We start from the raw sequence: 10,616 nt of genomic DNA, 5'->3' as shown, positions 1-10,616 counted from the left end.
AAACTACAACAGCTGGCGAGCATATCTCCCAGCTCGTTGAAACGCTAATTGGAAGATTTTTCTTCTAAAGAAGAAAAATTTGAACAATGGCGTTATAAAACCACTGGCAGGGACGGTTGATAATATGATATGCTGCCACTAAAGAAAATGGAGGAAAACTCTTGTTATGAAACTAATTGCCGGATTGGGAAATCCAGGTTCAGAATATGCCGGTAACCGCCACAATGTAGGGTGGATGTTTATTGATGCCCTGGCGCAGGCGCTGGGGACCGATGAATGGCGAAACAGGGATAAGGGGATGGTTCTGGAAAGCCGGATAGGCACGGAAAAGGTACTGTTGGTCAAGCCCTTGACCTATATGAATAACAGTGGAGAATGTATTGGTCCCTTGATGCACTGGTACAAGCTGGATCCGGCGGACCTGATTGTGGTCCATGATGATATGGATATACCGGCGGGGACCATCCGTATACGGAAAAAAGGCAGTGCCGGCGGCCATAATGGTCTAAAATCTATCATCGCTCATCTGGGGGATGAAAACTTTGGCCGGGTGCGTATTGGCATAGGGCGTCCATTGCCGGGCTGGACTGTGATAAATCATGTGTTGGCCAATTTTCCGGCGGAGGACATACCCAAGATAAATGAGGCAATAAAATATCTTATTCCGGCGGTGGAATGTATCGTAAATGAGGATATTGACCATGCCATGAACAAGTTCAATCCGAAAAAGGTCAAGAAAAAGAAGCCGGAGTCGGAAAAAACGGTGTCAGAGCAGGAAGCGGAAAAAAAGGAGATGGCAGTGGACCATGGGGAAGTCTGAAATAATCGCACTCTATGCCGATGAAAACGGCGAGATATATGATGCACCAGGCATTGCAGCCATGGGGCGTGAGGGAACTGAGCTGCGGCTCCTTACACCGGATGATCTGATACCATTGCCGGAAAGTGCTGATTTGAGCTTTTTGCCCGATCGGCAGGCAGTTGGTATGACAGCTGATGGTGAAGTGCTTCCTTTAACGGGGAATGCTGTGTCGGCTCTGTTGCCGGCCGGGTACACCCGTACCATGCTGCCGGCATTTCAGATGGCTGAGGATGCCAGCCCATTGCCGTTGTATGGCTACACAGCGGTGTGTGTTTACAAGGACCAGCTGTATGCTGCGGCTATTTATACGGATGAAAACCATAAATGGGACCCGGAGCATTATAACACTAAAAATCTTAAACAGCTGATAAAACGGGTAAAGAAGGATTTGCCGGATAACCAGTTGATTGAGCATTTGGCCAATTGTTCTCTGGAATGGCATTGCTGTACTGCCGAAAATATTTTTTATCGGCGTTGGGAGTGCGGTATACCTACCTCACCGGTTTGCAATGCCAATTGTTTCGGCTGCATTTCCCTGCAGCCGGCCGAGTGTTGTCCATCTCCCCAGAGCCGGATAAAATTTCGTCCAACGCCGGAGCAGATTGCTGAATTGGGCATATATCATCTGGAAAATGCTCCGGAGGGCATTATCAGCTTTGGTCAGGGCTGTGAAGGGGAGCCGTCGTTGGCGGCCGATAATATCAGTGCCGGAATAAGGCTCATACGTGAGAAAACCCCAAAAGGGCAAATAAATATTAACACAAATGCCGGATATACTGAGGGCATTAAGAAAATAGTGGACGCGGGGCTGGATACCATGCGGGTCAGCTATGATGCCTATTATCGCAGCAGCTATCAGCTGGATAATGTCAAGGAGTCTATCCGGTATGCTTTGGACAAGGGAATTTATGTATCGTTGAATATGTTGTATTTCCCCGGTTTTAATGACCGTATAGAGGAGCTTGATGCTTGGAAGGAGTTTTTCCGTGAATTGCCGGTGCAGATGATACAGGTACGAAACCTGAATATTGATCCGGATGCTTTCTTGGAAATAATGCCACCTGCCACCGGAAACTTTGTGGGAACACGCCAGTTTTTGCGGGAGTTGAAGGAGGATTATCCGCAGCTGGTAATCGGCAGTTTTAGCCATTATGTGGAAAATTGAGAAAAAAAAAGGGTTTTTGAAAGCAAGGTTGAATATACAGTATTAAGGATGACTATATTTGGAGGGGTTATTATGACTGAAGAACGCGACTGGACAGATTTTAAGGCAAAGTTAAAGGCAAAGACTGAAATAGACCTGGATTTGTATAAGGCACCGCAGATGCAGCGCCGTATTATGAATTTGGCCAAGAGAAATGGCTATGATACTTATTGTGGCTATTTTGACAAGGTAGTTCAGGACAAGGACGACTTTGCTGCATTTATTGAATATCTGACCATAAATGTGTCAGAATTTTTCCGTACGCCGGATAAGTTTGCCAAGCTGGAAACTGATGTTATTCCGGATTTGTTAAAGCGCAGCAGCAAGCTTAATATATGGAGCGCCGGTTGTTCTATCGGTGCGGAACCATATTCTTTGGCTATGATTATGAAAACAATAACTCCAAATGTCCGTCACCGGATATTGGCTACCGACCTGGATATTGAGATTTTGGCTAAGGCAAAAAAGGGTGAATACACTGATAATGAGCTGAAGGCCATGGATGAGGAACGGAAGAAGAAGTATTTCACTGTTGTTGATGATAAGTATAAGGTGGCGCAGGAAATAAAGGATTGCATTGAGTTTAAGCGGCACAATCTCTTGAAGGATAATTTTGAGAGTGGTTTTGACCTTATTCTTTGCCGCAATGTGGTTATTTACTTCACTGAGGAAGCCAAGGACCAGCTTTATGCCAACTTCTTCAAAGCATTGAAGCCGGGTGGTATACTGTTTGTTGGGGCTACAGAGGCGATATTGAACTTCCGTAAGTTGGGTTATACCAGCTTCCAGCCATTCTTCTATCAGAAGCCACTAGAGTAATCTTTATCTGGGAGACTGTATATGATAGCAAACAAGCACATTGAGACAATGGATAGCATCAGCAAGGAACAGTTGCAGCTGTCCCGTCTGCAAAAGCAGGTAAAATGGGCCTATGAAAAGAGTGCTTACTATCGGTCGGTGTTTGAAAAGGCTGGTGTAGGTCCGAATGATATTGAAACCTTGGCGGATATACAGCGTATACCGTGTATGGAGAAGGCGGCCCTGGCCAATATATCAATTTATGATCTTTTGACACTGCCCCTTAGCGGTGTTTTGCGGATTTCCCGGCAGGGTGAGGCCAATACCTATATCAAAATGTATACCAGCGGTGATATAGCCCGTAATATGGAAATGATGACCAGAGTTCTGGTGGCTTATGGTATAAATGATACTACCGTTGTTGGAATTCTTGGCGAAGCGTCAGACAGCCGGCTGATGGATGTTCAGTATGCCCTGGAGGGAATGGGCTGTTCTGTAATGCTGATGGGCAGTAATATGGACAATATTGTGGAGCTTATGACTCAATGTCATGTAGATGTCCTGGTAAGTGATTTCCGGCTGGTTACCCAGCTGATAGTCAAATTGCAGGCAAATGGTGAAAGTGCAGAGGATTTGTATGTACCATCCATCATTTGTTTGGAAGAGACTTTACATAATCCTATGCGGGCATATATTGAACGCCGGATGCATGTTGATACCAAAACAGTGTACAATTCAGCGACCTTTGGCTGTGCCGGATTGATGTATCAGTGCAATGAGGGCAAGGGCTTCCACCTGAATGAGGATTACTATTATCCGGAGATTGTGGAGTTTGGCAGTGATAAAGTAATATCCGAGTCACATAGGGTGGGTGAGCTGGTTATTACCACATTGACCGCCGAGGCGATGCCTTTGTTTAGGCTTCGTACCGGACACGCTGTGTTAAGACTGGATGACCAATGTGCTTGTGGCCGTACATTGATGCGGGTGGCACCGCCAACCGAATATGAAGGTAATGTCAACTGATAAAAAGTAAGGAGCCGATAACGGCTCCTTTTTGTATGGTTGTTAATATTGTGCTATAATGCTCAGTGATGAGCTATCATTAACCCTGCATTAAGGGGTGTTGATGCTCCCACCTTTTAAGTGGGGGTAAAGCACCCATCAAGACCAGGATTTGTTTGACTACATTCAGTTGGAGTTTATCCCACTGATTAAGTATTATTTTACAGGTGATAAGGAGATTATGTATGAACATAAATGATATTATCCATGGCTTCAAGCTGATAAAAAAGGACCGGGTGAAGGAGGCCGCCTCCGATACCTTTGAATTTGTCCATGTAAAGAGTGGGGCTCGTTTGTTGTATTTGAAGAATAAGGATGACAACAAGGTTTTTTCCATTGCTTTTCGGACACCACCGGAGGACGATACCGGTGTGGCTCACATTATCGAGCATTCAACCCTGTGTGGGTCCCGTAAGTTTCCTTTGAAGGAACCCTTTGTAGAGCTGGTAAAGGGATCCTTGAATACCTTCCTCAACGCAATGACTTACCCTGACAAGACTGTATACCCGGTGGCCAGCTGCAATGACAAGGACTTCCATAATCTGATGGATGTGTATTTGGATGCAGTTTTTTATCCGGTAATGCTGGATAATCCGGAAATTTTAATGCAGGAAGGCTGGCATTACGAAATTGGGCAGGAGGATGAACCACTGAAATACAGTGGAGTCGTGTATAACGAAATGAAGGGAGCACTGTCCTCTCCGGATGATTTGCTGTCGAATGAGGTAATGCGGGCCCTGTATCCTGATAATACTTACGCCAATGAGTCCGGCGGTAATCCGGCCGCAATTCCGGATTTGACCTATGACCAGTTTAAGGAATTCCATCGGAAGTATTATTCACCGGCCAACAGCTATATCTATCTCTATGGTGATATGGATATAGAGGAGAAGCTGAAATTTATTGATGAGGAATATCTCAGTCATTTTGATATTGTTGAGGTTGATTCTGCCATTAACAGCCAGAAGGCCTTTGCGGAAATCAAGCAGGTTGTGGCTGATTATCCGATTGGCGAGGAAGAAAAGGAAGAAGAAAAAACCTTTCTGTCCTATTCTGTGGTAACGGATGACAGCGAAGATATGGACGAATTGGTGGCTCTGTCCATTTTGGAGGACGCCCTGGTTAAAAATCAGGCTGCGCCGTTGCGCAAGGCTTTATTGGATGCGGAAATAGGCAAGGATGTTTCCTCGGTGTACGAGTTAGATATATTGCAGCCTTTTTTCAGTATTGAGGTTAATGGATCCGAGCCACAGAAGGCAGATAAATTTGTTCAAATAATCCATGATTGTTTGGCAAAGCTGGTTGAGAATGGCGTCGACCGGGAGCTGTTGGAAGGTGTGCTGAATCGGCATGAATTCAGGTTGCGGGAGTCGGACTTTGGGTCGGCACCAAAGGGCCTTATTTATAATCTGACTATTTTGCGCAGCTGGCTGTATGACAAAGACCCGCTGATGATGCTTCGTTATGAGGATGTGTTGGTTTCTCTGCGGGAAAAGCTCTCCACCAGCTATTATGAAGATTTAATTCGGGATAAGCTGCTGAACAATAAGTTTGGTGCTTTGGTTGTTTTGAAACCAAATAAGACTATGGCTGCCCAGCGGGAGAAGAAGCTGGCTGAGACACTGGCTGAAATAAAGGGGCAGATGACCAACGAGGAAATTCAGGGACTGATTGATGCAGCCAAGAAACTGAAAATTCGGCAGCAAACCCCTGATTCACCGGAAGCATTGGCAACTATTCCTCTTTTAAAAATTTCAGATATTAACCCGAAGTCCAGGGAGTTCCCAATTGAGGAACGGAATGTGGACGGCGTAAAGGTACTGCTGTCCGATGTGGATACCAAGGGAATTATTTATTATAACCTTTACTTTGATATGGAGGTTATTCCGCAGTCATTGCTTCCGTATGCCTTTTTGTTTAGTGAGCTGTTGGGGCAGGTTGATACTAAACAAAATAGTTATGCTGAACTGAGCAAAAAGCTGGTATTCTATACTGGTGGTATGGCCGTAGATGTGGATGTTTTCCCAGCGTTTAACAATCCGGATAAATTTAAGGCTTTTTTCCTGTTAAACTCCAAGGTGTTTTACCGTAATCTGAGTCAGGGGATGGCGCTTATGGGGGAAATTATCAACGATAGTCTCTTTGATGATACCAAACGGTTAAAGGAGTTGCTGGCCCAAACAAGAGCCGATATGGAAATGTCCATGTTAAATTCGTCGGTTGGTGTGGCCCGGAGCCGGTTGCTGTCCTTTATGTCAAAAGATGGAGTATTTAGTGAAATAGGTGAATTGTCACTTTATCCGGTGGTAAAGGATATTACCGATAATTTTGCGGATAAAATAGACGATTTCAAGGAAAAGATGTACCAGGTTAAGGAGTTGTTGTTCAGCAATAAGCGCCTTACCATAGGTGTTACCATGCCAAAGGCAGATTATGGCCTGTTTGAACAGGAATTGAAGGGGCTTATCAGTCAGCTCAAGGAGAATAAGCTTGCTGATCAGGCACCGGTACAAAACTATGATTTGCCGGTGGTTAGCCAAAAAGAAGGCTTGATGTCCTCCAGTCAGGTCCAGTATGTGGGCAAGGGGGCCAACCTTATCAAACTGGGACATAAAATGACTGGGTCCCTGCGGGTAATGGAAGTCATGCTGAAATATGAATATTTCTGGATTAAGATAAGGGTTCAGGGGGGGGCCTACGGTGCCATGACTCATATTGGGAACAACGGCAATCTGGTATTTATCTCCTATCGGGATCCTAACCTGACCGAAACCATTGATACCTTTAATGGTACCGCTGACTTTTTGCGTAATTTTGAGGCAGATGAGCGGGAAATGACCAAATACATTATTGGTACGATCAGCAATGTGGATACGCCTTTGACGCCAAGACAGATTGGCCGGTGTGCCCAAAATATGTATTTTAATGGCCGGACGCAGGCAGACCGTCAGAAAATCAGGGATGAAATTCTTGCTACCAAGCCACAGGATATAAGGGATTTGGCAGTGGCTATTGATGATTGTATGAAGGCGGATATTATCTGCGTTTTCGGCAATGAGCGGGTGCTGAAGGACAAACAGGTGATTTTCGACAAACTCACTAAAGTTATGGATTAGTGGTTAGTTTCACTCTTTTCTTGACTTTGACATGGCGCCATGTGATAATTAGTGTGGTTGTTCAGCTTGATGATGTTTGGAGGTTTTGTTGTGAAGGATATTGTATTTAGGGGTGCTGGTGTAGCCATTATTACACCCTTTACTGAAGATGGAATCAATTTTGATGAGTTGGGACGCATAATTGAAGACCAGATTGCCGGTGGTACGGATGCCATCGTAATTACCGGTACTACTGGTGAGTCTGCTACCATGACTGATGCAGAGCATAAATCGGCTATAAAATATGCTGTGGAAAAGGTGGCTGGCCGTATTCCGGTAGTGGCAGGGACTGGTTCCAATGAAACAGATTATGCCATTCAACTGTCCAAGTACGCTGAAGAAGTGGGAGCTGATGCGTTATTGGTGGTTACTCCATATTACAACAAGTGTACCCAAAAGGGATTGGTGCAGCATTATACAGCCATTGCTGATGCGGTAAATATTCCTATCATTATGTATAATGTGCCTTCACGCACCGGCGTCAATATTCAGGTGCCAACCTACAAGAAGCTGTCAGAACATCCACGCATTGTGGCAGTAAAGGAGGCCAGTGGTGACCTTTCTCAGATTGCCAAAATCCGTCACGCCTGTGGTGATGACCTGGCGGTATATTCCGGCAATGATGACCAGATTATTCCTATTCTGTCCTTGGGCGGGCAGGGAGTTATTTCCGTTTTGTCCAATGTAGCACCAAGGGAAACTCATAATATTTGTCAGCTTTATTTCGATGGCAAGGTTCAGGAGGCATCCAAGCTGCAGATTGAGTTTATTGATTTGATTGGTGCCCTGTTCTGTGAGGTTAATCCTATTCCTGTAAAGGTTGCCATGCGGATGAAGGGCTATAATGCCGGTATATTGCGTCTGCCATTGAGTGAAATGGAGCCGGAGCATGAAGCACTTTTGCGCAAGACATTGGAGGCGCACAAGCTGCTTTGATTGTAAAAGCTTGAAAATGATAATCCTGGTTGCAGGGTTACTTTGAAGACGGGGGCTGCAACTGATGCGTGCGGCTCCCGTTTATTATGTGTAGGTGTTTGTTAAGGGGATAACAGACATTTGTGAATATTTAGGAGGTTAATATGAGGGGTGTTTTTGATATTGTTGGTCCAATTATGATAGGACCGTCCAGCTCCCATACGGCTGGTGCAGCCCGACTCGGTTTGTTGGCCGGCAAAATTTTAGGGGAACCGGTGGCCAAGGCGGAGATTTTATTGCATGGCTCCTTTGCCAGAACCTATCGGGGGCATGGTACGGATAAAGCCCTGATTGGGGGATTGATGGGCTTTTCGCCGGAGGACGAGCGTATTCGGGATGCTTTGGAAATTGCTCAGGAACGGGGCTTGGATTTTTCCTTTGCACCGGTTGATTTGGGGGATGCCCACCCTAATACAGCTGTTTTTGTGCTGACTGGTCAAAATGGCCGTAAAATAACGGTGGGGGGCGCCTCCATCGGTGGTGGAAATATTGAGGTGAGAAATATTGACTCCTTCCAGATTGCCTTGACTGGCCAGTATCCGTCCCTTATTGTGGTTCATACGGATAAACCGGGGGTTATTCGGGAAATTTCCGATGTATTGGCAAAGCATCATGTCAATATTGCCTTTATGCGGGTGTTTCGCCGCAATCGTGGTCAACAGGCCATGATGATAATTGAGACTGATGAGGAGCTGACGGAGGATATTATTCAGGATTGCCGCAGCACCGGTGTTATTGAGAATGCTTTTGCCGTTCCGGCTATATAGGAGAGGGCCATATGGTAAATTTTAATTCAATAAAAGAGCTCATTGAGCTGGCGAAAGAAAAAAACACAACTGTTGGTAAGATAACCATGGAATATGAGCTGGAAAATTCCTTTGACAGTCGTGAGCATATGCTTAAATCCATGCAGGATAACTGGCAGGTAATGCAGGAATCCATTCAACGGGGTGTTGTCAATAAGGATAAGTCTTTAAGTGGGCTTACAGGCGGTGATGCCATAAAGCTCTATGCTCATAAGGATGACAGCTATACTGGGCGTACTGTTATGACAGTAGCGGCCAGCGCCGTGGGCGTAAGTGAAGTAAATGCGGTAATGGGCCGTATAGTAGCCTGTCCAACCGCCGGTTCCTGTGGAATTGTACCAGCAGCTATTAAGACTGCCGCTGAAAAGAATCACAATACAGAAGAAGAAATCATTGAAGCCTTGTTTACGGCCGCCGGAATCGGTTTGGTCATCGAGGCCAATGCTTCCATTGCCGGGGCCTATGGTGGTTGTCAGGCTGAGTGTGGTACGGCGGCTGGTATGGCGGCTGCCGCTATGGTACAGCTGGCTGGTGGTACACCAGATCAGGTGGGTACGGCTGTGGCTTTAGCTATAAAGAACCTGTTGGGATTGGCTTGTGATCCGGTGGCAGGGCTGGTAGAGGTGCCTTGTGTGAAGCGTAATGGGTTTGTGGCTGTGCATTCCATGGTGGCCGCTGATATGGCTCTGGCCGGCGTGGAGTCAGTTATTCCGGTAGATGAAGTTATCGATGCCATGGATCGGATTGGCCGCAGTCTGCCACGGGCTGTGAAGGAAACCGCTGAAGGAGGCTTGGCCACTACCCAAACCGGCCGGAAAATATCAGAGAGGGTCTTTGGAAAATGATACTTAAAGCCTAAATTTGTCCATTGAACGAGGTTCTAATCTACTTTTAATGGACAAAACAGGCGGTTTATATTACACTTGATACTGTAATATTTTAGGTATCTATGGAGGTAATCTACAATGAAGAAAATTATGCAGCTTATTGCTGTTGTTTGTATGCTTGTTATGAGTACTCAGATGGCTTTTGCCTGGGAAAACGGTTCTCATAAGGAAGATATTTATGATGGTGATGCCCTTATGCGGATGACTTCTTTCGTAATCGGCAATGTATATTTTTCACCACAGGATGGTGAACCTACTGTTGAAGAATTGCTGGATATGCTTTATGCACAGGGAATCAAGACAAATAAGAAAGGTGAGTACACCTATACTTCCTATGTGGATTTCTGTCAGGATGTAAACCGGAAGAAACATATTGATATCTACCGGCTTGGGCGCAAGAAGGCATTGGAGATTTTCAAGGAAGAGGTAAAGGATTATGCTGACGCCTATATCGTTTGCACTGTGTCCAATGACACCCGTTTGAATGTCTTCTATGATGTGGTTGATTCCAAGACCAACGATGTGGTTTATTCCTATCGCAAGCTGGCACCGAAAAATTCCATTCGGAATGAGGCCCTGTATCGGGAAATGACCACTGATTTCTACAATGGTCTTCAGGAGAGAGTTAAAGCACTGAAGAAGGACAAGGAAGAAGAAGAAAAGGCCATTTTGAAGATGGGCAAGGAAAAGTACGAGGAATACAAGGCCAAGAAGCAGGCTGAAAAGAAGAAGCAGGAAAGCTACCAGTCTACCTTCGAAACCTTCAAGGAAAATGGTCCAAGGCTGGGTCAGGGTCACAAGACTGAATAATGCAATTAAAAGAGGGAGTCCGATTGTGGACTCCCTTTTTTTGTTGAATAATAA

The 10,616-nt window shown here is 45.4% G+C and carries 9 protein-coding genes; all 9 read left to right on the top strand.

The genetic code is table 11. The features are described from left to right. The first annotated feature begins 166 nt into the window (after window positions 1-166). The 9 genes from pth (at window position 167) to QZV24_RS05045 (ending at window position 10,562) form a co-directional block, all read left to right on the top strand. Window positions 167-820 (top strand): aminoacyl-tRNA hydrolase, encoded by a 654-nt coding sequence (gene pth, locus QZV24_RS05085; RefSeq protein WP_294521031.1) that lies wholly within the window; start codon window positions 167-169, stop codon window positions 818-820. Further along, entirely contained in the window at window positions 807-2,027 is a 1,221-nt protein-coding gene (locus tag QZV24_RS05080) for a radical SAM protein (protein ID WP_294521028.1), read from the top strand. Before pth ends, QZV24_RS05080 begins: the two co-directional genes overlap by 14 nt. A 72-nt stretch (window positions 2,028-2,099) precedes the next feature. After that, the gene (locus QZV24_RS05075) at window positions 2,100-2,885 is read left to right on the top strand and encodes a protein-glutamate O-methyltransferase CheR (protein WP_294521026.1); all 786 of its coding nucleotides are present in this window, start codon (window positions 2,100-2,102) and stop codon (window positions 2,883-2,885) included. A gap of 21 nt (window positions 2,886-2,906) precedes the next feature. After that, window positions 2,907-3,890: a phenylacetate--CoA ligase family protein gene (locus QZV24_RS05070; protein ID WP_294521023.1), complete on the top strand. Its 984-nt coding sequence runs from the start codon at window positions 2,907-2,909 to the stop codon at window positions 3,888-3,890. 224 nt (window positions 3,891-4,114) lie between these two features. Beyond that, a complete protein-coding gene (locus QZV24_RS05065) occupies window positions 4,115-7,045 on the top strand; it encodes an insulinase family protein (protein ID WP_294521020.1) in 2,931 nt (976 codons plus the stop codon). Window positions 7,046-7,135: 90 nt separating this feature from the next. Beyond that, window positions 7,136-8,020: a 4-hydroxy-tetrahydrodipicolinate synthase gene (dapA, locus tag QZV24_RS05060; protein ID WP_294521018.1), complete on the top strand. Its 885-nt coding sequence runs from the start codon at window positions 7,136-7,138 to the stop codon at window positions 8,018-8,020. Between the two features lie 143 nt (window positions 8,021-8,163). Further along, a complete protein-coding gene (sdaAB, locus tag QZV24_RS05055) occupies window positions 8,164-8,826 on the top strand; it encodes an L-serine ammonia-lyase, iron-sulfur-dependent subunit beta (RefSeq protein ID WP_290657438.1) in 663 nt (220 codons plus the stop codon). An 11-nt stretch (window positions 8,827-8,837) separates the two neighbouring features. Next, window positions 8,838-9,710, top strand: coding sequence for an L-serine ammonia-lyase, iron-sulfur-dependent, subunit alpha (sdaAA, locus tag QZV24_RS05050; RefSeq protein ID WP_290657436.1), 873 nt, complete (start codon window positions 8,838-8,840; stop codon window positions 9,708-9,710). 120 nt (window positions 9,711-9,830) lie between these two features. Then, complete coding sequence (locus tag QZV24_RS05045) at window positions 9,831-10,562, top strand: hypothetical protein (protein ID WP_294521013.1); 732 nt, start codon at window positions 9,831-9,833, stop codon at window positions 10,560-10,562. Window positions 10,563-10,616: the final 54 nt, after the last annotated feature.

Source organism: uncultured Anaerovibrio sp. (assembly GCA_902786545.1).
Lineage (GTDB): Bacteria > Bacillota > Negativicutes > Selenomonadales > Selenomonadaceae > Anaerovibrio.
Note: the sequence above shows the minus strand (reverse complement) of the source record. Positions and strands in the feature narration are given on the sequence as shown.

Bases quoted from the DNA above. Each gene is read 5' to 3' on its own strand.
- QZV24_RS05070 (WP_294521023.1), top strand. From the start codon at position 2,907: ATGATAGCAAACAAGCACATTGAGACAATGGATAGCATCAGCAAGGAA.
- QZV24_RS05045 (WP_294521013.1), top strand. From the start codon at position 9,831: ATGAAGAAAATTATGCAGCTTATTGCTGTTGTTTGTATGCTTGTTATG.
- QZV24_RS05075 (WP_294521026.1), top strand. From the start codon at position 2,100: ATGACTGAAGAACGCGACTGGACAGATTTTAAGGCAAAGTTAAAGGCA.
- QZV24_RS05080 (WP_294521028.1), top strand. From the start codon at position 807: ATGGGGAAGTCTGAAATAATCGCACTCTATGCCGATGAAAACGGCGAG.
- sdaAA (WP_290657436.1), top strand. From the start codon at position 8,838: ATGGTAAATTTTAATTCAATAAAAGAGCTCATTGAGCTGGCGAAAGAA.
- pth (WP_294521031.1), top strand. From the start codon at position 167: ATGAAACTAATTGCCGGATTGGGAAATCCAGGTTCAGAATATGCCGGT.
- QZV24_RS05065 (WP_294521020.1), top strand. From the start codon at position 4,115: ATGAACATAAATGATATTATCCATGGCTTCAAGCTGATAAAAAAGGAC.
- sdaAB (WP_290657438.1), top strand. From the start codon at position 8,164: ATGAGGGGTGTTTTTGATATTGTTGGTCCAATTATGATAGGACCGTCC.